The following is a 22,576-nucleotide window of genomic DNA, read 5'->3' as shown; positions in this document are numbered from 1 at the left end:
CGAGCGCGCAGCCGTCGCGCTCGGAAGTCGCAAGGGTCTCGAGCGCATGGCGCGCGGCGAGCAGGCTCGCCTCGGTTTCGGCCGCGCCCGGGGTGCTCGGCAGCGGGCCGACGGCGGAGGTCAGCCTGACCAGATATAGCCGTTCTCGCTCGAACCCATCGGATGCATGGCCCAGCCAGTCGCGCACTGCGCCTTTGGGGCAGCGCTGAAGGGCAATTTCGATCAGTCCGGGATAGTGGCCGTGCAGGCTGCACAGCAAATGCACGGCATCGGCCATGTTGCGGCCAGAATGGCGTCCGGCGCTGTCGAGCAGTGCGGCCAGGTGCGCGTGCCGGGCCAGGCCTTCGCCCGCCACACGGGCGAGCTGGGCCGCGGCAACGCTGACCGGTTGCTGTTCGACGGGCCGGTTAATCGCCATTCCTATTCCCTCGTCCGTTGCTGCCGAGCGAAGCCTTATCGAGCCGGTCCTAACGCAAGCGCGTAAAGACGAGGTTTATGGGCGGGTAAGCTTTCGGGAACCCTATCAGTCGTCCCGGTAGGCGAGTTCGTAATTCCCCCAGCGGCGGCCCTTGATCCACAACGGAACGAAGACGTTCTTCACCGGGATGAATTTGTCGCCGAGCTCCATGCGATAGGTCGCAAGCGTCGCTGGCTTCTCGCTCGCCAGCGCCATGCGCGTCGTGTCGTCGATCAGGATTCGCTTGTTGCGGCAATGCTCGTCGTTCCACACCGGATCCGGCCCTTGCGGGTGGCTGCGTTCGGAAAGGTGCGTCGGCAGGTAGCCGTTCACATCGCCGATCGCCGAGCCGATGATTCGGCTGTCGCTCGACTTCACGCGGTCGAGGATCGGCTGCACCAGCCGGTCCGCAGCGGCATTGAAGCGAACGTCGTACTGAACCGGATTCGACCCCTCGACGATCTTGTAGTCGCGGTCGAACACGTCATCGACGCCGATTTCGCCCTGGTCGATCGCGCGCTCGATGACGTTTTTGATCTGTCGGCAGCCGTCCTGAGCCTTGAGGATGAACGGCGTGTCGTCGATCTCGGCGCCGGAGTTGGCGAGCGTGTCGAGCATGGTGTTCGACAGCAGCTCGAGGTGAGCCAGCCGTTTCTCGGCGGTTTTGAGCTCCTGGCCGTTGTCGCGCGCGTCGGCGGCGAAGTCGGTAAGCCCGGCCTTGACCCGGTCGACGCTGGTCTGAATCATGTTGGTCGAATGGGCGATGCCCTCGGTCTGGCGGTCGACCATGCCGACGATTTCGCTGACTTCGCGCACCGTTTCGCTGATCGTTCCGAAGCCCGACTGCGCCGCGCGGCTGCGGTCGACGCCGGTCTTGATTTCGGTGGTGACGGCGCTCGCTTCTCGGGTCAGCTCGCCGATCGTCTGCGCGATCTGGCTGGTCGCGGCCCGCGTGTCGTGCGCAAGCTTCTTCACCTCCGCGGCGACGACCGCGAAGCTGCGCCCGGCGTCTCCGGCGCGCGCTGCTTCGATGGTGGCGTTGAGCGCGAGCATGTTGGTCTTGCGGGCAATGGTTTCGATGGTCGAGGAGACGGTCTGCACCTGGTTCATCGCGGAAGCGAAGCCGGCCATGCGCTCGCCGAGCTGAACGATGAGGTCGGTCAGGCCCTTGAATCCTTCGATGGTGCCATCGATCGCCTCGCGTCCGGCCTCGAGCTTGGCCCGGGCCTGCTCCGACAGGAGGCGCGCTTCGTCGGTCGAGTCCGAGACGCGCGACTGGTCGCTCATCAGGCGGTTGGTCACATCCTCGAGCTGGTCGAGCATTTTCAGATGTTCGCCGATGCGCGTCGCCACGCCCTGGACGTAGCCGGCGACGTCGCTGCATTCCATCGACAGCGATCCGCAATCGCGCGCGACCGCCCGGATCGCATTTTCAGTGACTTCCTCGATCCCCTGAGTGGCCATCTCGAGCCCTGCTCCCCGCTTATTCAGGAGCCGGGATACGGAGGAACTCCTACTCTTTCGTTAACTATGTCCGCACGTCAGTAGAGCAGGAAGGACTTGCGCTCTTCTTCCCAGGCGCGCTCGTCGGGGATGGTCAGGCTGTCGAGGTCACCTGGCGCCGCCTCGCGATCGTCGACCCACTCGCGCAGCAGCGGCGACCCGTTGATGACGTCGATGGCGAGCTTGTCGAACACATATTCGTATGGGAAGTCGCGCCACAGCGGATAGTCGGGATACAGCAGCCGCGCCGCTTTGAAGGCGAGCGCCTGAAGCCGCCACGGCTTGAATGCCTGGCGATCGTAGAACTGCCCTTCCGCGTGGATGAAGATGCCGCGGCACATTTCGCTGACATGCTTGTGGAAGGTCGGCTGAAAGGTGACCTCGCGAAGCTTGCAGCCGGCGAGCCATTCGGGCGCGAGCGCCTCCATCTCGGCCATGATCCGCTGTGGCTCGAGGTCGGGCGCGCCGAATTGTTCGAGCGGGCGGGTCGTTCCCCTGCCCTCGCTCAGCGTGGTGCCCTCGAGCATCACGGTGCCGGCATAAGCGCGCGCCATGTTGAGGTTGGCGGCATTCGGGCTCGGGTTGATCCATACGCGCTCGGGCGGCCAGCCGAAGCCAGGTGCCTCGTCGGGGTTCCATCCGTCCATCGCGATCACGCGATAATCCACGTCCAGCTTGAAATGCTCGACGAACCATCGGCCGAGCTCGCCGAGCGTCAGGCCGTGGCGCATCGGGATCGGGCCGGCGCCGACGAAGCTCTCCCAGCCCGGCCGCAGCGTCAGACCTTCGACCGGCCGGCCCGCCGGGTTCGGCCGGTCGAGCACCCATACGCTCTTGCCCCGCTCCGCCGCCGCTTCGAGCACGTACAGGAGCGTCGTGATGAATGTGTAGATTCGGCAGCCGAGATCCTGGAGGTCGACGAGGATCGTGTCGAACGTGCCCATCGACTGACCCGTCGGGCGGCGCACCTCGCCGTAGAGGCTGAACACGGGGATGTGGTGGACGGGATCGGTGAAGTCGTCCGACTCCACCATATTGTCCTGCTTGTCGCCGCGCAGCCCGTGCTGCGGTCCGAACGCGGCTGTAAGATTCACACCGGCGGCGGCGAGCGCGTCCAGGCTATGGGTGAGGTCGCGGGTCACCGAAGCGGGATGAGCGAGCAGCGCGACGCGCTTGCCTTCGAGCGGCTTGCGCAACTCGGAGTCGACAAGGAGGCGGTCGATACCGAACAGGGTCATTGGCGCTGCTTAGGGCAGGCGCGCGACGAAGCAACCGGGGTGATGGAAATCCGGCTTCTCAGGGTTCGGATGCGTCAGAGCCCAATAGGATTTGGTGCCGTCCGTCTCTTCGAGCACGGCGGACAAGCCCAGCTGCCAATTGCTGTCGGCGGGAACGGCGATCGAGGCGCCGAGCGCCCACCAGGTGAGATTGTCCTCCATGCGGATGTACGGGTCGGCAGCATCGCCTTCGCTCATGCCAGTGCGCGTCGAGACGAAATCGTAAGCCGCCCATTCGCCCGAGGGCGCGAAATTCCACTCGCGGTACGCCTCCTCGCCGAGCGGCCGCAGGAACGCCTCGAAGCAGGTCGTCTCCCATAGCCGGTTGGCACGCGCCGGCTCAGCGGATTGGGAAATCACGAACCGCTCGGCCGGAGCCCCGATGCCGAACCAGATGTTGGTCGTCGCGACCGCGGCGAGTGAACCTGCGTGGTCGACCGTCGCCCACAGCTTCAGGTCCGGGATGCCCGGCGGAGTGGTCGGATGCGGCACTAGATTGAACTGCATCACTCCAATATCGCCATTCTTGCGAAAGCGGGAACCTAGTTTGTTCTTTGCGGGGTCGCCGCTTTCGCGAGGATGACGACTTGGGTAAGCGCGAGGGATGACCTCCTACCGCTCCTCCCTCCTCCAGCTGCTCGACGAGCGCGGCTACATCCACCAGGTGACCGACCCAGACGCGCTCGACGCGCTGGCCGAGCGGCAGGTCGTGCCCGGCTACATCGGCTTCGACGCGACGGCGCCCAGCCTCCACGTCGGCAACCTCGTCTCGATCATGCTCCTGCGCCGTCTCCAGCAGGCAGGCCACAAGCCGATCGTGGTGATGGGTGGCGGGACGACCAAAGTCGGCGACCCGTCGGGCAAGGACGAAGCGCGCAAGCTCCTCACCGACGAGACGATCGGCGCCAACATCGCCTCGATCCGCCGCTGCTTCGAGCGCTTCCTGACCTTCGGCGAAGGGCCGACAGACGCCGTCATGGTCAACAATGACGAGTGGCTCGGCGGGCTCGAGTACATCCCGTTCCTGCGCGAGGTCGGGCGCCACTTCACCATCAACCGCATGTTGAGCTTCGACAGCGTCAGGCTGCGGCTCGACCGCGAGCAGCCGCTGACGTTCCTCGAGTTCAATTACATGATTCTGCAGGCCTACGACTTCCTCGAGCTATCGCGGCGCGCCGGCTGCCGGCTGCAGCTCGGCGGCTCGGACCAGTGGGGGAACATCGTCAACGGCATCGAGCTGACTCGGAGGATCGACGGTACCGAGGTCTACGGCGTCACGACGCCGCTGATCACCAATGCCGACGGCGCCAAGATGGGCAAGACGGCGGCCGGTGCGGTGTGGCTCAACCCCGATCTGTTAAGCCCGTACGATTACTGGCAATTCTGGCGGAACACCGACGACGCCGATATCGGTCGGTTCCTGAAGCTGTTCACCGACCTGTCGCTTGAAGACATCGGCAAGCTCGAGAGCCTGTCGGGCGCCGAAATCAACCAGGCGAAGATCATCCTCGCGACCGAGGCCACGGCAATGCTCCACGGCCGCGAGGCGGCGGAGACGGCGGCGCGCACCGCTGCCGAGACATTCCAGGCGGGCGGCATCGGTGAAGACCTGCCAACGCTGTCGCTCGGCGAGGGCATGAACATCACCCACGCCCTGACGGGGCTGGGCTTCACCCCGTCGAACAAGGAAGCCAAGCGCAAGATCGCCGAGGGCGCAGTCCGGCTCGACGATGTGACGGTGAACGATCCGGGACTGATGCTCGTCGCCGGCGACCAGCCGCTTAAGCTCAGCCTCGGCCGCAAAAAGCACGGGCTGCTCATTCGGTGAGCAAGCGCAGTGAGAAGGGGCATCTGTTCTCCGATTGGCGCGATTTCGCCCGCGAATATGCAATCATCGTTCTGGGCGTGCTGACCGCACTGTTCGCCCAACAGGCGGTCCAGTCGTTCGATTGGAAGCAAAAGGTCCAGGCCGCGCTCGACGACATGGACCAGGAATTGAGCAACGGGGATGGGCCGCAGGCTTATGTCCGGCTGGCGATCTATCAGTGTCTCGATGATCGGCTGCGACAGATTCGGGGTCTGACCGAAGCGGACGATCGAGCGGCGGTTCGGCAAGCGATCGCCCGGATCGACCTTCCACTTCGCACCTACAATTCTTTCGCGCGCGAAGCCGCCAACTCGGCGGATATCGCGGCGCACATGCCCGCTGACAGGATGTTCGAATATCGGATCGTCTATTCACTCATGCCAGAGCTCGACGACCTTCACCGCAAGGAACTGGACGACCTTGCGCACCTCCGCTCATTGCCTGCCAGCGGTGGACCGCTCGATCAGGACGAGAAGCGCGCCATATTGTCCGCTACCGAAAGCCTGATCCTCGACAACAACCGCGTTAAGCGCGCGTCCTCGTTCACCCTGCGCCACATGCGCGATCTCGGCGTCGGCATCAATCGGGCGCAGCTTCAGCACAACTTTGCCGACGTACCGGTATACGGCGGCTGCCTCACGCCGGATATCAAGCGGCTGATCGACCTCACGCCGCCGACTTCTCTGCCGCCCGGAAGAGGTTAGCCACTCCGAATCAAATCCACGGCCTGATCTCTTTCGAACAAGTACAGACATACCCGCGCTGCCTGCCCGCGCTCCCCCTTGAGGCCGCCGTCCCGGTCGAGGAGGAGCAGCGCGTCGCTCTGCGCGATTGGCGCTAGCTCAGCCACATCCTCTGCCCTCGCTACACGGAACGCATCCTCACCTGACTGGCGTGTGCCGAGGATTTCGCCTGGGCCGCGGAGACGCAAATCCTCCTCGGCGATCCGAAAACCGTCGCTCGTCTCGCGCATCAGGCTTAGGCGCGCACGGCCGACATCGGTGAGGTTCTGGCCGCGGATCAGCAGGCAGACGCTCTTGCCCGTCCCGCGCCCGACGCGGCCGCGCAGCTGGTGGAGCTGGGCGAGGCCGAACCGCTCCGCGCCCTCGACGATCATCAGAGTCGCGTTGGGCACGTCGACGCCCACCTCGATCACCGTGGTCGCGACCAGCACCGCCAGCTCGCCGCTGGCGAAGCGCGCCATTACCGAGTCCTTGCCCGCGCCCTTCATCCGCCCGTGGACGAGCCCGACCTTGTCTTCGCCGAAGCGCAGCTTGAGCACACGCGCTCGCTCCTCGGCAGCGGCGGCGTCGCTTTTCTCGCTTTCCTCGACCAGCGGGCAGACCCAGTAAGCCTGGCCGCCGCCGCTGATGTGGCGGCCAAGGCCGTTGATCACCTCCGCCAGCTTTTCCTCGCTGATCACGCGGGTTTCGACCGGCGTCCGTCCCGGCGGCATCTCGTCGATGCGGCTGACATCCATCTCGCCATATTGGGTGAGCGTGAGGGTCCGCGGGATCGGCGTCGCGGTCATCACCAGCAGGTGCGGCGGATGCTCGGCCTTGGACGCGAGCAGCAGCCGCTGCGAGACGCCAAAGCGATGCTGCTCGTCGATGACGGCGAGGCCGAGCTGCTTGTACGCGACCTTTTCCTGGAAGATCGCGTGGGTGCCGACGAGCACGTCGATCGAGCCGTCGGCGAGCCCCATCAGCACGCTGTCGCGGGCGCGCCCCTTCTCGCGGCCGGTGAGGATCGCGACTCGCACCCCGATGCTGTCGAGCTGCTTCAGCAGGGTCGCATGATGCTGCCGGGCGAGGATTTCCGTCGGGGCGAGCATCGCGGCCTGGGCGCCGCTCTCGACGGCGGTCAGCATCGCGGCAACCGCGACCAAAGTCTTGCCCGAGCCGACATCTCCCTGGAGCAGCCGGAGCATCGGCGTCATCTGCGCGAGGTCGCCGCGGATTTCGCGAATCACGCGCCGCTGGGCGTCGGTCAGCTGGTAGGGGAGGTCGAGCCTACGGATCAGCTCGCCGGTTCCGGGCAAAGCATTCGTCCTGTGCCGTCGCTGCGACTGGCGGAGCAGCATGAGCGCGAGCTGGTTGGCGAAGATTTCGTCATAGGCGAGCCGCCGCCGCGAATCCTCCGCACCCGGCTCGTGATGGACCCGCGCGAGCGACGCGCGCCACGCGCTCCAGCATTCGCGCGCGGCAAGCGACGGTTCGATCCATTCGGCAAGCTCCGGCGCCCGCTCGAGCGCCTCGCGCACCAGTTCGCCGAGGCGCCGGTTGGTCAGGCCCTCGGTGAGCGGATAGACCGGCTCGCGGATCAGCGGCGGTCCCTTGCCGGGCTCGGCGACCTCCGGGTGGATGATCTGCCACTCGTCGCCATATTGCTCGAGCTTGCCCGAGACGATGCGCTTCTCGCCCTTGGGCAGGGTCCGCTTCGCCCAGCCCGGATTGTTGAAATAGACGAGGCTGATCGCGTTGCCGTCGGAGTCGTTTGCGAAGATGCGGCTCGGCCCGCGCCCTGAGCGGCTGTCGCGCGTGTCAAAGGGTGTGAGTTCCAGGATCACGATGCGTCCGAGCAAAGCGGCCGTCGCCGCCGGCGCCTTGATCCGTTCGATCGAGCCCGTCGGCAGGTGGTAGAGCAGGTCGACGACCCGCTCGATGCCGAGCTTCTTGAGCTGTTTGGAAACTTGCGGCCCGACACCCTTGAGCGCCTCCACCTCCGTGAACAATGGGTTGAGGATTCCGGGCCGCATGGACGGTTGTTGTCATTGCGAGCGCGGCGAAGCAATCCAGTGAAGCGAGTGGATTGCCGCAGCCTGCTCGGGGCCTCGCAATGACGAACTTTCGCTACTACATGCGCGCCATGCCTTCCGACCGGGACCTGAAGCGCCTCCACTGGCGCGCCCATCATCGTGGGACGAAAGAAGCCGATATGCTGATCGGCGGCTTCTTCGACGCTCACGGTGGCTCGTGGAATGAGGACGAGCGCAAGCTGTTCGAATCCATGCTCGACGAACAGGACGTCGACATCATGGCGTGGGCGCACGGAACCGCCGAGCCGCCGGAGCGGTTCGCCGGTGCGATGACCGAGGCGCTGAAAAGGCTCGATTATATCCAGGTGGCGCGATGAGCGAACCGCTGCAGCGCGTCGTCCGCGCCGAGGAGCCACTCACGCTCGCGGGCGTGCCGACGGGCTTCCTTCCATGGCTCGCTGCCGATCTGGCGCGCGCGGCGCACGGGACCAGCAGGGGCGGCCGCGCCGTCGCGATCGTCGCCGATGAAGCGGCGCTCCGCGCGCTTGCCGACACGGTCCCCCTGTTCGCGCCCGAGGTCGAGCTTCTGACGCTGCCCGGCTGGGACTGCCTCCCCTATGACCGCGCTTCCCCTGCCCTGCGTGTGATGGCGGAGCGGCTGGCGACGCTGAGCGCCCTCCAGGTGAAGCGTGACAAGCCGCAGCTGCTCATCGCCACGGCAAGCGCGGCTACGCAGCGGCTGCTGACTCCCTTCCGAATCCGGCAGCTGACCCGGCGAATCGCAAAGGGCGAACGAATCGAACGCGAGGCGCTCGTCGAGCAGCTGAACGCGCTCGGCTACCAGCGCGTCGACACCGTCGCCGAGCATGGCGAGTATGCGGTGCGCGGATCGCTGATCGACCTTTTCCCTGCCGGCGAGAGCCAGGCGCTCCGGCTCGACTTTTTCGGCGATGAGATCGACAGCCTGCGCCGCTTCGACCCCGCCGACCAGCGCTCGACCGACAAGGCGCAGGACTTCATGCTGATGCCGGCGTCGGAAGCGCTGATAGACTCCGACAGCATCAAGCGCTTCCGGTCGGGCTATCGCGAGAAGTTCGGCGCGGCGGCCACGCAGGATCCGCTTTACCAGGCCTTGTCGGAAGGCCGGCGAATGTCGGGGATGGAGCATTGGCTGCCTCTGCTCGAGGAGCGGCTCGCGACCATGTTCGATCACCTCGGCGAGAATGACCTCGTCCTCCGCGATGCCGCGGCCGACCAGGCGGTGGGATCGCGCCGCGAAGCGATCGACGACTATTACCAGAACCGCGTGCGTGCGATGGAAGTCGCGCCGGGCAGCTATCGCCCGCTTGAGCCGGGAACGCTCTATCTCTCGAAGAAGGAATGGGAAGGCTTGGAGTCCGAGCGCCCAATCCATCTCGCCTCGCCGTTCCATGAGCCCGAATCCGAACGGGTGATCGACTTCGGCGTCGACGCCGCGCGCGATTTCGCGCCCGAACGCGCGCAGCAGACGAACGTCTACGAGGCGGTTGCTCAGCACGTCGGCGATCTGCGCCGCTCCGGCCACAAGGTCGTTCTTGCGAGCTACACGCGCGGTGCGCGCGAGCGGCTTTCCGGCCTCCTCGAGGATCATGGCCTCAAGGCGCAGAAGCTCGCCGACAACTGGCAGGAAGCGCTCGGGTCCAGGACCCAGCCGGCGCTCCTCGTGCTCCCGCTCGACCACGGCTTCACCACGCCAGACGTAGCGGTGCTCACCGAGCAGGACATGCTTGGTGACCGGCTCGTCCGCCGCCGCAGGAAGAAGGCGTCCGCGGCCTTCCTCGAGGAACTCGCGACACTCTCGCCGGGCGACCTGGTAGTGCACGCCGACCACGGCATCGGCCGCTACGAAGGTCTGACGCAGATCCCGGTGAGCAAGGTCCCGCACGACTGCGTCGCGCTCGAATATGCGCGCGGCGACAAGCTCTACGTGCCGGTCGAGAATATCGAGTTACTGACGCGCTACGGCAGCGAGGGCGAGGGCGTGAGCCTCGACAGCCTCGGCGGCGAGGCGTGGCAACGGCGCAAGGCGCGGATGAAGGACCGCATCCGCGAGATCGCCGGCGAGCTCATCAGGGTCGCGGCGATGCGCGCGACGCGCCCCGGCGTCGTCGCCGAGGCCGACTCCAGCTATCCCGCCTTCGTCGACCGCTTCCCCTACGAGGAGACAGACGACCAGGACCGCGCGATCGGCGACGTGCTCCAGGATTTGGAAGCCGGCAAGCCGATGGACCGGCTGGTGTGCGGCGACGTGGGCTTCGGCAAGACCGAGGTGGCGCTTCGCGCAGCGTTCGTCATGGCGATGTCGGGCAAGCAGGTCGCGCTGGTCTGTCCGACGACTCTGCTCGCGCGCCAGCATTATTCGAATTTCGTCGAGCGCTTCCACGGCTTCCCGATCGAGATTGGGCGGTTGTCGCGGCTGGTGCCGGCGGCGGAGGCGAAGCGGACCAAGGAGGGGCTTGCCGACGGCAGGATCGACATCGTCGTCGGCACACATGCCTTGCTTGCAAAGTCAGTGAATTTCAAACGTTTGGGGCTCGTCATTGTCGATGAAGAGCAGCATTTCGGAGTGGCTCACAAAGAGCGGCTGAAGGCGCTCAAGAACGACGTCCACGTGCTGACGCTGACCGCCACGCCGATCCCGCGCACGCTGCAGATGGCGATGAGCGGGCTCCGCGAGCTGTCGGTGATCCAGACTCCGCCGGTCGACCGGCTCGCCGTGCGCACCTACGTCACGCCGTTCGACGGCGTCGTCCTGCGCGAAGCCCTGCTGCGCGAGCATTTCCGCGGCGGACAAAGCTTTTTCGTCGTGCCGCGCGTCGCAGATTTGCCCGACATGGAGGAATGGCTTCGCAGCCAGACCCCGGAGGTGAAGTTCATCACCGCGCACGGCCAGATGAGCGCGACCGCGGTCGAGGAGCGGATGAGCGCCTTCTATGACCGCAAGTACGACGTGCTGTTGTCGACCACGATCATCGAAAGCGGCCTCGACATCCCGAGCGCGAACACCTTGATCGTCTATCGCTCCGACCGCTTCGGCCTCGCCCAGCTCTACCAGCTGCGCGGCCGCGTCGGGCGCGCCAAGACGCGGGCCTATGCCTATCTCACCATGCCTTCCGACCGATCGATCACCGAGGCCGCGCAGAAGCGCCTCCAGGTGCTGAGCGAGCTCGATAACCTCGGCGCCGGTTTCCAGCTCGCGAGCCACGACCTCGACATCCGCGGCGCCGGGAACCTGCTCGGCGACGAGCAGTCGGGACACATCAAGGAGGTCGGCTTCGAGCTCTACCAGTCGATGCTGGAGGAGGCGATCCTCGAAGTGAAAGCGGGCGGCGTGGCGCGGCAGGAGGAATTCTCGCCTCAGATCAGCGTCGATGCGCCGATCATGATCCCCGAGCATTATGTCCCCGACCTCGACCTCAGGATGGGCCTCTACCGCCGCCTCGGAGAGCTCGAGGACCGGCCGGCGATCGACGCCTTCGCCGCCGAGCTGATCGACCGCTTCGGCGCGCTCCCGGAGGAAACCGCCAATCTGATGAAGATCGTCGAGGTGAAGCTCAATTGCCGCGAGGCGATGATCGCCAAGCTCGACCTTGGCGCCAAGGGCGCGGTGGTCACGTTCGCGGAAAGCGGTTTCCCCGATCTGGCCGGCCTGCTCGCCTACATAGACCGCCTGAACGGGGCGGCGAAGCTCAGGCCCGACAGCAAGATGACGCTCGCCCGAAACTGGCCGGCACCCGAAGCACGGCTCAACGGCGCGCTTCAGCTATCGCGCGGACTCGCCCGCGTTGCCGCGGCCGGGGAGAAGAAGGAGGCGGCCTGATTGGACGCCGCAGCGAAGCTCGTAAGCTCGTCGTGCATCAGCGGCGGCGCTCCGTAAAAGCCCTGGTACAAGTCGCAGCCCCAGTCTTTGAGCAGCGCCAGCTGTTCGGCTGTTTCCAGCCCTTCCGCGACCACCTTCAGCCCGAGCTCGCGCGCAAGGCTGATCAGCGCCTTGACCACGATCCGGTCGCGCTCGCGCTGGACGATCTGTGCAATGAGTCCGCGGTCGATCTTGAGCACGTCGAGCGGCAACGAGGTCAGATAGGCGAGGCTCGCATAGCCCGTCCCGAAATCGTCGACGGCGATACTGAGGCCGGCGTCGCGCAGCGTCGCCAGCCGCGCGGCAACGCTTCGGTGATCGCCGAGCAGCGCGCTTTCTGTAATCTCGAGCGTGATGCGCGCCGCGTCGATCCCGGCAGCCTCGACCTCGTCCAGCAGCCAGCGCTCGTAGCCCGGACGGCTGATGTCCGCCGGAAGAAGGTTGATCGAGATCCTCAGGCCCTTGAGCGCACCTTCCCACACGGCCGCCGAACGCAGCGCCTTGCGCTGGATCAGGCGGGACAGTCGCTCGCCGAGTGCGGCGGACGTCGCCCTCGCGAACAATGTCTCGGCATCGCGCGAAAGCGCCGACCGGGCGAGCGCCTCGGCGCCGACCATGCGCCCGCTGCCGGCATCGATGATCGGCTGGAAAGCGAGATCGACCTGCCCGTGCGCAATGACGGCTTCGAGCATCAGGTCACGCGTGGGGGAGACGGGCGGCGATGCCCCGATATCGGACGCCCGCCTCCCCCACTTACTAATGCTGTCCCACATCAGCATGACTGCTCGGTAACGAGCGAACTGGCCGGTCGAAACCACGGCTTTGAAGCAGCCCCGAAACGGGACAGTGACCTCGCCGCGCAATGCCCTTATCTTGCGCAGGCAACGGCAGGAGCAACGCTTGAACGCGGACGCGGCCAAGGGCCAGGAAAAGGCACCGCTCGACCTGACGAGCCGCGGCATCGGCCTGCTGTCGTCGCGCACGGACGTCGCGAAGGCCGCGGAAGTGCTGCTTCGGCGGCGCTACCGCTTCGCCGACCCGGCCGACGCGGAAGTCCTCGTCGCGCTCGGCGGCGACGGCTTCATGCTCCACACGCTCCACGAGATGCTCGACGGCGAGCGCCCCCAGGTGCCCGTCTTCGGGATGAACCGCGGCACGGTCGGCTTCCTGATGAACGACTGGGTGGTCGATCGGCTGTGCGAGCGGATCGAACAGGCCAAGCCGATCCGCGTCGCGCCGCTCGAGATGCGGGCCACGACGGTCGGCGGGAAGGCCTTTACTCATTCGGCGATCAACGAAGTTTCTCTGCTCAGGGAGACGCGGCAGACCGCCAAGATCGAGATTTCGGTCAACGGCCGGGTAGCCCTTCCCGAGCTTGCCTGCGACGGGGTCCTGGTCGCCACCCCGGCCGGCTCGACCGCCTATAATCTGTCCGCGCGCGGACCGATCCTGCCCCTCCAGGCGAGGATGCTCGCGCTGACGCCGATCAGCCCCTTTCGCCCGCGGCGATGGTCGGGTGCGATCCTGCCCGACGACACCGCGGTCTGCCTCACCATCCTCGAGGCGGAGAACCGCCCGGTATCGGCCGTGGCCGACCAGACCGAGGTGCGCGACGTCGCCAAGGTGGAAATCCGGCTCGACCGCGAACGCTCGCTCACCCTGCTGTTCGATCCCGAACACGCGCTCGACGAGCGCATCGCGATGGAGCAATTCGCGACGTAAGCGCTTGCCTTTGGAACGAGCTTCGCTATCTAGCCGCCACCTTCCGAAAAGGCATTCCCCGGTAGCTCAGCGGTAGAGCGTTCGACTGTTAATCGAATGGTCGCCTGTTCGAATCAGGCCCGGGGAGCCATTCCATCGGTCCAGGAACCCTTTCGACCCGCCGGCCATCGAATTGGGGAAGGAACGGAGGACAGCAATCGTGGGTGAAGGCGCAAGTGCGACGGGACCGGACTTCTCCCAGGGCATAAACCTCGGCGACATCCCCGCCGAAGGCACGCTTCCCGGGCGCGTCGGCGACGATCCGGTCCTGCTCTCCAGGCTCGGCGGCGAATTGTTCGCTATCGGCGGTGCCTGCACCCACTACGGCGGGAACCTCGGCGACGGCATTGCCGGCGCCGGAAGCGTCCGTTGCCCGCTCCATCACGCCTGCTTCGACCTCAGGACCGGCGCCGTACTTCGCGCGCCGGCGCTCGACCCGGTCGACTGCTGGCTGGTCGAAACGGAAGGCGATCGCGTCTTCGTTCGTCGCAAGGCCGAACAGCAGCAAGCCCCGACGCCAGCCATCGACGAGGCGATCCGCAACATCGTCATCGTCGGCGGCGGCGCGGCCGGGCTGGCCTGCGCCGCCGAGTTGCGCCGCCGAGGCTTTGCCGGCGAGGTCACGATCCTCAGCGCCGATGCCGACCCGCCCTGCGACCGCCCCAACCTCTCGAAAGACTATCTCGCGGGCAGCGCGCCCGAACAATGGCTGTGGCTGCGCGGCGACGACTGGTACGCCGACCATCGGATCGATCTTTGTCTATCGACCGAGGTCACGCGCATAGATCCCGGCACGCACACGGTCTATTGCGCCTCCGGCGAGCAGCTCCCCTTCGACAGGCTCCTGATCGCGACCGGCGCCGAGCCCAACCGGCTGATGGTGCCGGGCTTCGATGCCGACAACGTGTTCACGTTGCGCACCGTCGCGGACGCGCGCGCGATCGCCGGCCAGGCGCGCTCCGGCGCGCATGCCGTCATCATCGGCGCGAGCTTCATCGCGCTCGAAGCCGCCGCCGCGCTCCGTCAGCGCGGAGTCGCGGTCGACATCGTCTCGGTCGAGGAAGTCCCGCTCGAACATGTGTTCGGCAAGGAGCTCGGACGCGAGATCCAGTCGCTGCATGAAGGCAAGGGCGTCAAATTCCACCTGAGCGCGGTGGTCGGAGGTTTCGACGGCAAAGCCGTGACGCTCGCCGGCGGCGGCAGGATCGCCGCCGATTTCGTGCTCGTCGGCATTGGCGTAAAGCCGCGTACCGGACTCGCGCAGAGCGCCGGGGCGACGGTTGGCAACGGCGTGCGTGTCGACGACCAGCTTCAAACGACTCTGCCGGGCATCTACGCGGCCGGCGACATCGCGGCCTATCCAAACCCGCTGACGGGTGAGCCCATGCGCATCGAGCATTGGGTCGTGGCCGAGCGCCAGGGCGAGATCGCCGCGGCCAATATGCTCGGTGCATCCGAGCGCTTCGATTCCGCACCCTTCTTCTGGACCGAGCAATATGGCGTCGCCATCCGCTATGTCGGGCGCGGCAGCGGCTGGGATGCGGTGACTCTCGAAGGATCGTTCGACGACCGTTCGCTCGCCGCGCGCTATTTCATCGAAGGGGCGCATTGCGCGACGGCGACCATCGGCCGCGACCGCGAGAATCTGGAAGACGAGCTTCGCCTCGAAACGCGCGCCGCGAAAGCTTAGCCCTCGAGCGCGGCCATCAGGCTGGCGTTGCCGCCGGCCGCCGTGGTGTCGATGCAGGTGACGCGCTCGGTCGCGAAGCGCGCGACATAATGCGGGCCGCCCGCCTTGGGCCCCGTGCCGGAGAGCCCCTCCCCCCCGAACGGCTGGCTTTCGACTACCGCGCCGATCTGGTTTCGGTTGACATAGAAATTGCCGACCTGCGCGTGCTCCTCGACATAATCGCGCACCGTATCGATCCGACTCTGGAGGCCGAGCGTCAGGCCGTAACCGGTCGCATTGATCTGCTCGACGACCCGGTCGATCCGCTCGCCATCGAAGCGGATGACGTGCAGGATCGGCCCAAAATTCTCGCGATTCAGCTGACTTAGCGACGAAATTTCATAAATCGCGGGAGAAACGAAGCTGCCGTGCGCAGCCTCGTTTGGTAGCGGCAGGCGGGCAACTCGCTTCGCGTTCTTGTCGAGCCAGGCGAGATGCTCTTCGAGCGCGCGCTTGGCGTCTTCGTCGATCACCGGTCCGACATCGGTCGCGAGGTCGCGCGGGTCGCCGACATCGAGCGCCTCGGCCGCGCCGGCGATCATCGCGACCATGCCGTCGGCGACATCGTCCTGGACGAACACCACCCGGCACGCGGAGCAGCGCTGGCCAGCGCTCTGGAACGCCGACGAAATGACGTCACGCGCGACCTGCTCAGGCAGCGCTGAGGAGTCGACGATCATCGCATTCTGCCCGCCGGTCTCCGCGATCAGCGGGATGATCGGCCCTTCGCGCTCCGCAAGCGTGCGGTTGATTCGTCGTGCCGTGTCGGTCGAGCCGGTGAAGGCGACGCCGCCGAGCAAAGGATGGGCCGTCAGCGCCGCGCCGACGCGCCCGTCGCCGGGAGCGAGCTGGACCACATCCCTCGGAATGCCGGCGCGATGCATCAGATCGACGGCAAGCGCGCCAATCAGCGGCGTCTGCTCGGCCGGTTTGGCGATCGCCGTGTTGCCCGCGGCGAGCGCAGCGGCGATCGGGCCGGTGAAGATCGCGAGCGGGAAATTCCACGGCGAAATGCATGCAAATACGCCCCGGCCGTGGAGCCGAAGCTCGTTCTGCTCGCCGGTCGGCCCGGGAAGCGGCAGCGGCACGGTGAACTGCCGCCGCGCCTCGGAGGCATAGAAGCGGAGAAAATCGACCGCCTCGCGGACTTCGAGCACCGCGTCGGGCAAGGTCTTGCCGGCCTCGCGGATGCACAGCGACCAGAACTCTTCGCGATGCTCTTCATAGAGGTCGGCCGTGCGCTCCAGCACCCTCGCCCGCGCCTCGCCCCCGAGCGCGTCCCAGGCGATCTGCGCAGCATGGGCCGCGTGGACCATGCGGTCGACCTCGTCGGCACTCGCCTCGAAAACGGTGCCGACTTCGATCCGGCGGTCGTGAGGCGAAGTGACCGCCCGCGCCTCTCCCCTCCCGAGCGTCGGCTTCGCCGTCCAGCAACGGCTCTCGAGCGCCTTCAGCCGCTCGAGCAGCGGCTCGCGCAGCAGCGGGTCGGAAAGGTCGCAGCCGGCGCTGTTGTGCCGCGCGGGGCCGAACACGTCGCGCGGAAGGACGATCTTCGGGTTGCGCTTGGGCGTGAGCGCCTCGAGCTCCGCGACCGGATCGCGCACCAGCTCGTCGAGGGACACCTGCTCGTCGGCGATGCGGTTGACGAAGCTCGAATTCGCGCCGTTCTCAAGCAGTCGCCGGACGAGATAGGCGAGCAGCTCCTTGTGGCTGCCGACCGGGGCGTAGATGCGCACCGGCGTCGGCGTGTCCCCGATATGTCGCTCGAGCCTGGCGAGTTCCTCGTACAGCTCCTCGCCCATGCCGTGCAGGCGCTGGAACTCGAATTCACGGCCGCCGGCGAGCGCCTTCACCTGCCCGATTGTGTTGGCGTTGTGGGTGGCGAAGGCGGGATAGATCGCGTCCTCGGCCGCAAGCAGCTTCTTCGCACAGGCGAGATAGGAAACGTCGGTCGCGACTTTGCGCGTGAACACCGGATAATCGACGAAGCCGCCGACCTGCGCCGCCTTGATCTCGGTGTCCCAGTAGGCGCCCTTGACGAGGCGGACCATCAGCTTGCGGCCGCGCGCGCGGGCTGCCTCGATGACCCAGTCGCACAGAGGCGCGGCTCGCTTCTGGTAGGCCTGGATGGCGATTCCGAACCCGCCCCAGCCGCTCGCCAACAGCGCATCGTCGGCGAGCAGGGCTTCGAAGACGTCGAGCTGGAGCTCGAGCCGGTCCGCTTCCTCGGCGTCGATCGTGAAGTGGACGTCGGCCCTGGCCGCTTTGAGCGCCAGCTCGCGCACAACCGGAATGACGTGTCCAAGGGCTTCGTGGGCGTGCGAAAACTCGAACCGCGGGTGAAGCGCGGTCAGTTTCACGGAAATCCCCGGCGACGAGCGGAAGCCGCCTTTCGCCTCTCTTGCGATCCGGTCGAGCGCGGAGCTGTAAGATCGAGCGTAGCGTTCCGCATCTTCATAGGTCTTTGCCGCTTCGCCGAGCATGTCGAAGCTGTGACTGAGACCCTTCGCGCGCTCCGGTTTTGCGCGCTGCAGCGCTTCGTCGATCGTGCGGCCGAACACGAAGTTGCGGCCGAGGATCTTCATCGCCTCGCGCACGGCGGTGCGGACGACGGGCTCACCGAGCCGGCCGACGGCGCGGCCGAGCGCCGCCTTCCAATTGTCGGACCGGTCCTGCGCCCCTTCGAGCACCTTGCCCGTCAGCAGCAGCGAGAAGGTCGCCGCGTTGACGAACGCCGAGCCTGAATGCCCGAGTTTCTCCGACCAGTCCGGCCCCGCGAGCTTGTCGGCGATCAGTTCGTCGGCGGTGTGCGCGTCGGGGATGCGCAGAAGCGCCTCGGCGAGGCACATCATCGCGATGCCCTCGTCCGAGCCGAGGTCGTAGGCGTGCAGGAAGGCGTCAACGCCCGACGGCTTGTGCGCCCGGACGGCCTTGACCAGCGTGCGCGCGGTCGCGGTCGCTTCGCCGCGCTCGGCGGCGCTTAGCCGCGCCTGCGCGATCCGCTCGACTGCGACCTGCTCTTCGTCGGGGCGGTAGGCGCGCCTCAGCTCTGTGCGGTCGATGGATGGAGAAAGGGACAGTCCCTCGTCGGAGGGACTGTCCCTGTTCACGCCAGCTGTCCGTGGCAATGCTTGTACTTCTTGCCCGATCCGCACGGGCACGGCGCATTGCGGCTGACCGGCGCTTCGATGACCCCGGCCTCGCCCTCACGCCGCGGCAACGGCTGCTGCGGGATGTTCGCGAACGGTATGCTCGAAAGCACTGCGCCCGTCGCCGCGTCGATGTCGGCCGTGTCGTCGTCGCCTGAGAACGGATCGAGATGCTGGGTGATGAAGTCCGGCAGCACCGGCGGCGGCGGCGGCTCGAGCTGGACCTGCGCGCGCATGAGGATTCGCGTGACCTCTTCGCGGATCGACACGAGCAGGCGCTCGAAAAGCAGGAAGGCCTCCTGCTTATACTCGTCGATCGGCTTCTTTTGGGCGTAGCTGCGCAGGTGGATCACCTGGCGAAGCGCGTCGAGCGTCGCGAGGTGCTCCTTCCAATGGTGGTCGAGGGTCTGGATCAGGACCTGCTTCTCGACATCGGCCCAGCGTTCCGGCTCGACGCCGTCGAGCTTCGCGGCCATCGAATCTTCGGCAAGCTTCTGCAGCCGCTCGTTGATCAAAACCGGATCGACCGCCTCTTCCTCCAGCCACTCGTCGATCGGCGGCTGGAGTCCGAACAGTGCCTCGACGCTCTCCTTGAGCGTCTCGACATTCCACTGCTCGGGGAAACTGCCCTCCGGACAATTCACGGCGACGATGGATTCGACCGTGTCGATGCGCATGTCGGCGATCACCTCGGAAACGCTTTCCGCGTCCATGATGTCGGCGCGCTGCTCGTAAATCACCTTGCGCTGGTCGTTCATCACGTCGTCGAATTCGACGACCTGCTTGCGAATGTCGTAATTGCGGGCCTCGACCTTCTTCTGCGCGGTCTCGATGGCCTTGCTGATCCACGGCGAAACGATCGCCTCGCCGTCCTCCAAATTCTTGTTCATCAGCCGCGAGAACATGGTCTGCGGGCCAAAAATGCGCAGCAGGTCGTCGTCGAGACTGAGATAAAATTTGGACAGGCCGGGATCGCCCTGGCGTCCCGACCGCCCGCGCAGCTGGTTGTCGATGCGCCGGCTCTCGTGGCGCTCGGTACCAAGCACGTACAGGCCGCCGATACTCAGCACATGCTGCTTCTCGGCGACGATTTCTTCGCGGATCTTGGCTGCCTGGGCGTCGTATTCCGGAGTTCCCTCAACCAGGTCGGGGAATTCGCCCCGCATCCGGAACTCGAGATTGCCGCCGAGCTGGATGTCGGTGCCGCGGCCGGCCATGTTGGTTGCGATCGTTACCGCGCCGACGCGGCCCGCCTGAGCGACGATATACGCTTCCTGCTCGTGGAAGCGGGCATTGAGCACCGAGTGCTTGACGCTCTCCTTCTCGAGATATTCGGACAACATTTCCGACTTTTCGATGGACACGGTGCCGACCAGCACCGGCTGTCCGAGCTCCTGCTTGGTCTTCAGTTCCTCGGCGATCGCTTTGAATTTTTCCGGCAGCGTCTTGTAGAAGACGTCGTCCTCGTCGATCCGCTGCACCGGCACGTTGGTCGGGATCGCGACCACGTTCATCTTGTAGATGTCGAAGAATTCCGGCGCCTCGGTCATCGCCGTGCCGGTCATGCCCGAGAGCTTGGGGTACATCCGGAAATAGTTCTGGAAAGTGATCGAGGCGAGAGTCTGGTTCTCGGGCTCGATGTTGACCCCTTCCTTGGCCTCGACCGCCTGGTGAAGCCCGTCCGACCAGCGCCGCCCTTCCATCATCCGGCCGGTGAATTCGTCGATGATGACGACCTTACCGTCCTTGACGATGTAATCGATGTCCTTCCTGAAAATGACATTGGCCTTGAGCGCCTGGTTCACGTGGTGGACGACCTGCGTGTTGGCGATGTCATAGAGGTTGCGGCCTTCGATCAGTCCGGCTTCTTCGAGCAGCCGCTCGGCCTTTTCCGTTCCGTCCTCTGTCAGGACGACGCTCTTCTGCTTCTCGTCGAGGTCGTAATCTTCGGCCACCAGGCTTTTCACGATCTTGTCGGCGCCGATGTATAGGTCCGACTTGTCGTCGGTCGGGCCCGAGATGATCAGCGGCGTGCGCGCCTCGTCGATGAGGATCGAGTCGACCTCGTCGACGATCGCGAAATTGAACGGCCGTTGGACCATATGCTCGCGCGAGAACTTCATGTTGTCGCGCAGGTAATCGAAGCCGAACTCGTTGTTGGTCCCGTAGGTGATGTCGGCGGCGTAGGCGGCTCGCCGGTCCTCGTCCGCGAGGTTCGGGACGATCACGCCGACGGTCATCCCGAGGAAGCGGTAGACCTGCCCCATCCAGTCGGCGTCGCGGCGGGCGAGATAATCGTTGACGGTGACGACGTGGACGCCCTTCCCCTCGAGCGCGTTGAGATAGACCGCGAGCGTCGCCACGAGCGTCTTGCCTTCGCCGGTCTTCATCTCGGCGATCTCGCCGCGGTGGAGCGCGATGCCGCCGATCAACTGAACGTCGTAATGCCGCTGGCCAAGGGTGCGGATGGCCGCTTCGCGCACGGTCGCGAACGCCTCAGGAAGAAGGTTGTCGAGCTTCTCGCCGTCCGCCAGCTGCTGGCGGAATTTCTCGGTCTGACCGCGCAACTCGTCATCGCTCAGTGCCTGGATGCTCGGCTCGAACGCATTGACGGCGTCGACATATTTGCCAAGGCCGCGAACATAGCGGTCGTTGGCCGATCCGAAGATGCTTTTTGCCACTGAGGCGAACACATGAATTCCCTTAGAAACCCGGGCGTCTGGACGGCGCGAAAACCTCTCGCCACGCTCTGGGAAATTGTCGCCGGCGATGTAAGGAGCGCCCTAGCCGTAGTCAATTAAAGGAGCCGTGAACAAATGGCGGGACCGACCGGCGGATGCATGTGCGGTGCGGTCCGCTATTCGCTCAGGAGCGAACCGTTCGATTGCGGCTGGTGCCACTGTCGCACCTGCCAGCTGAGCAGCGGCGCGCCCGCTATGGTGTTCGCGAGCGTTCCAGACGGGGATTTTGTGTGGACGAAGGGCGCGGAGTACGTGAAGTCCGCCCGCTCCTCGAGCTTCGGCCATCGCGAGTTCTGCGGCGAATGCGGAACGCCGTTCCTGATGAAGGTCGATCACCAGCCGGAAACCGTCGATTTCAGCGTCGCGACGCTCGACAACCCGGAAGCCATCGCGCCGGGCTTTCACATCTTTTGGGGAAGCAAGATCGGCTGGTTCGAGCCGGGAGACGAGCTGCCCCGGCACGACAAGTTCCGGCCTAACACGAGAGGGCTCGAGGGAACCGAGCCGCCGGGCAAGTAAACTCAGAGATTCCCTTCCAGCCATTGCTGGATCTGGCTGCGCGGCGCCGCGCCGACCTTCTGCGCGATCGGCTGACCGCCCTTGAACAACAGCATTGTCGGGATTCCGCGAACGCCGTAGCGGCCGGGCGTGTCCGGGTTCTCGTCGATGTTGAGCTTGGCGACCGTCACCTTGTCACCGAGGTCGTTGGCGATTTCCTCGAGCGCCGGCGCGATCATCCGGCAAGGCCCGCACCATTCCGCCCAGAAATCGACGAGGACGGGACCCTCGGCTCCGAGAACGTCGGACGTAAAGCTCTGGTCGGTGACCGTTTTGGTGGCCATGGCGGGCGAATCTCCTGGCAAAGGTTAACGGCCATATGGGCGCTGGCACCCGAGCGCTCAAGATATGACTTCAATCAGTTTTGGCCCTGCCGTGTACAAAAGCGATGCATTGATCCGCTGCCCGGGAAAGATCACGCCCAGCGCTTCGGCATAGGCCTGCATCTGCGCGCGATGGGCATTCGGGATCTCCGCTTCCGTGGCGGGAACCCGGCCGGTCTTGAAGTCGATTACCGAAACCGCGCCTTCGTCGACCAAAAGCCGATCGACAGTTCCGGCGATCACGCGCCCGTCGGGCAAGGTCGCGGCGAGCGGCGCTTCGGCAAGCGAGCGATTGCCGAACAACGGCGCGAAGCGGGGGTCGGCGATGATCCCGCAGACCTGCTCGACGATCGCCGTGCGTGCCGCCGCTTCGCTCACGCCCGCCGATCGCTCGAGCCAGCGGTCGGCCGCCGCCGCACGCTGCGCAGGCTCCACAGTCGGAAGGCGTTCAAGCAGCTGGTGGATCCACGTTCCCCGAAGTGCTGCCGCGCGCATCGCCTCGCTCGGGGGCGGCGCGCTGTCGTCGTCTACTGCGATCGACGACGGCGCAAGCGG

17 protein-coding genes and 1 tRNA gene are annotated in these 22,576 nt (G+C 65.9%); 8 read left to right on the top strand and 10 right to left on the bottom strand.

The window, feature by feature from the left end:
- From GH737_RS04970 to GH737_RS04955, 4 genes are all read right to left on the bottom strand, one after another.
- A partial coding sequence (locus GH737_RS04970) for a DUF6975 family protein (RefSeq protein WP_420853418.1) occupies nucleotides 1-418 on the bottom strand: 418 nt, incomplete at its 3' end.
- A gap of 105 nt (nucleotides 419-523) precedes the next feature.
- A complete protein-coding gene (locus GH737_RS04965) occupies nucleotides 524-1,921 on the bottom strand; it encodes a methyl-accepting chemotaxis protein (protein ID WP_155263751.1) in 1,398 nt (465 codons plus the stop codon).
- A gap of 77 nt (nucleotides 1,922-1,998) precedes the next feature.
- On the bottom strand, nucleotides 1,999-3,198 hold the full coding sequence (locus GH737_RS04960) for an exo-beta-N-acetylmuramidase NamZ family protein (protein ID WP_155263750.1): 1,200 nt from the start codon (nucleotides 3,196-3,198) through the stop codon (nucleotides 1,999-2,001).
- Between the two features lie 9 nt (nucleotides 3,199-3,207).
- Entirely contained in the window at nucleotides 3,208-3,744 is a 537-nt protein-coding gene (locus GH737_RS04955) for a DOMON-like domain-containing protein (protein WP_155263749.1), read from the bottom strand.
- A 97-nt stretch (nucleotides 3,745-3,841) separates the two neighbouring features.
- Here GH737_RS04955 and tyrS point away from each other — a divergent pair, with 97 nt between their 5' ends.
- Complete coding sequence (gene tyrS / locus GH737_RS04950) at nucleotides 3,842-5,065, top strand: tyrosine--tRNA ligase (protein WP_155263748.1); 1,224 nt, start codon at nucleotides 3,842-3,844, stop codon at nucleotides 5,063-5,065.
- Nucleotides 5,062-5,808 (top strand): hypothetical protein, encoded by a 747-nt coding sequence (locus GH737_RS04945; protein ID WP_155263747.1) that lies wholly within the window; start codon nucleotides 5,062-5,064, stop codon nucleotides 5,806-5,808. Before tyrS ends, GH737_RS04945 begins: the two co-directional genes overlap by 4 nt.
- On the opposite strand, the gene recG is transcribed toward GH737_RS04945, so the two are convergent.
- Complete coding sequence (gene recG, locus GH737_RS04940) at nucleotides 5,805-7,862, bottom strand: ATP-dependent DNA helicase RecG (protein ID WP_155263746.1); 2,058 nt, start codon at nucleotides 7,860-7,862, stop codon at nucleotides 5,805-5,807. The two genes, GH737_RS04945 and recG, sit on opposite strands and share 4 nt — an antisense overlap.
- Nucleotides 7,863-7,972: 110 nt before the next feature.
- On the opposite strand from recG, the gene GH737_RS04935 reads away from it, so the two are divergent.
- Together GH737_RS04935 and mfd are read left to right on the top strand one after the other, a co-directional pair.
- The gene (locus GH737_RS04935) at nucleotides 7,973-8,239 is read left to right on the top strand and encodes an FAD assembly factor SdhE (protein WP_155263753.1); all 267 of its coding nucleotides are present in this window, start codon (nucleotides 7,973-7,975) and stop codon (nucleotides 8,237-8,239) included.
- A complete protein-coding gene (mfd, locus tag GH737_RS04930) occupies nucleotides 8,236-11,721 on the top strand; it encodes a transcription-repair coupling factor (protein ID WP_155263745.1) in 3,486 nt (1,161 codons plus the stop codon). Before GH737_RS04935 ends, mfd begins: the two co-directional genes overlap by 4 nt.
- On the opposite strand, the gene GH737_RS04925 is transcribed toward mfd, so the two are convergent.
- Entirely contained in the window at nucleotides 11,661-12,452 is a 792-nt protein-coding gene (locus GH737_RS04925) for an EAL domain-containing protein (RefSeq protein WP_196232987.1), read from the bottom strand. The two genes, mfd and GH737_RS04925, sit on opposite strands and share 61 nt — an antisense overlap.
- Before the next feature lie 253 nt (nucleotides 12,453-12,705).
- Here GH737_RS04925 and GH737_RS04920 point away from each other — a divergent pair, with 253 nt between their 5' ends.
- The 3 genes from GH737_RS04920 (at nucleotide 12,706) to GH737_RS04910 (ending at nucleotide 15,211) form a co-directional block, all read left to right on the top strand.
- Complete coding sequence (locus GH737_RS04920) at nucleotides 12,706-13,482, top strand: NAD kinase (RefSeq protein ID WP_155263752.1); 777 nt, start codon at nucleotides 12,706-12,708, stop codon at nucleotides 13,480-13,482.
- Between the two features lie 55 nt (nucleotides 13,483-13,537).
- Nucleotides 13,538-13,612, top strand: a tRNA-Asn gene (locus tag GH737_RS04915).
- A 69-nt stretch (nucleotides 13,613-13,681) separates the two neighbouring features.
- Nucleotides 13,682-15,211, top strand: coding sequence for an FAD-dependent oxidoreductase (locus GH737_RS04910; protein ID WP_155263743.1), 1,530 nt, complete (start codon nucleotides 13,682-13,684; stop codon nucleotides 15,209-15,211).
- Here GH737_RS04910 and putA read toward each other — a convergent pair.
- Both putA and secA read right to left on the bottom strand, forming a co-directional pair.
- Nucleotides 15,208-18,360 (bottom strand): bifunctional proline dehydrogenase/L-glutamate gamma-semialdehyde dehydrogenase PutA, encoded by a 3,153-nt coding sequence (putA, locus tag GH737_RS04905; RefSeq protein ID WP_155263742.1) that lies wholly within the window; start codon nucleotides 18,358-18,360, stop codon nucleotides 15,208-15,210. The two genes, GH737_RS04910 and putA, sit on opposite strands and share 4 nt — an antisense overlap.
- The gene (gene secA / locus GH737_RS04900) at nucleotides 18,357-21,092 is read right to left on the bottom strand and encodes a preprotein translocase subunit SecA (protein WP_155263741.1); all 2,736 of its coding nucleotides are present in this window, start codon (nucleotides 21,090-21,092) and stop codon (nucleotides 18,357-18,359) included. The genes putA and secA overlap by 4 nt, the downstream gene beginning before the upstream one ends.
- Before the next feature lie 123 nt (nucleotides 21,093-21,215).
- Between secA and GH737_RS04895 the strand changes: the two genes are divergently transcribed.
- Entirely contained in the window at nucleotides 21,216-21,659 is a 444-nt protein-coding gene (locus GH737_RS04895; RefSeq protein ID WP_155263740.1) for a GFA family protein, read from the top strand.
- A gap of 2 nt (nucleotides 21,660-21,661) precedes the next feature.
- Here GH737_RS04895 and trxA read toward each other — a convergent pair whose 3' ends face one another.
- Together trxA and GH737_RS04885 are read right to left on the bottom strand one after the other, a co-directional pair.
- Nucleotides 21,662-21,982 carry a thioredoxin TrxA gene (gene trxA / locus GH737_RS04890; protein WP_155263739.1) on the bottom strand — a complete coding sequence of 107 codons (321 nt, stop codon included), beginning with the start codon at nucleotides 21,980-21,982 and terminating at the stop codon, nucleotides 21,662-21,664.
- A 57-nt stretch (nucleotides 21,983-22,039) separates the two neighbouring features.
- Nucleotides 22,040-22,576: PD-(D/E)XK nuclease family protein (locus GH737_RS04885; RefSeq protein ID WP_196232986.1), on the bottom strand; the 537-nt coding region annotated here is incomplete at its 5' end.

The organism is Sphingomonas segetis (assembly GCF_009720245.1).
GTDB classification, from domain to species: domain Bacteria; phylum Pseudomonadota; class Alphaproteobacteria; order Sphingomonadales; family Sphingomonadaceae; genus Sphingomicrobium; species Sphingomicrobium segetis.
Note: the sequence above shows the minus strand (reverse complement) of the source record. Positions and strands in the feature narration are given on the sequence as shown.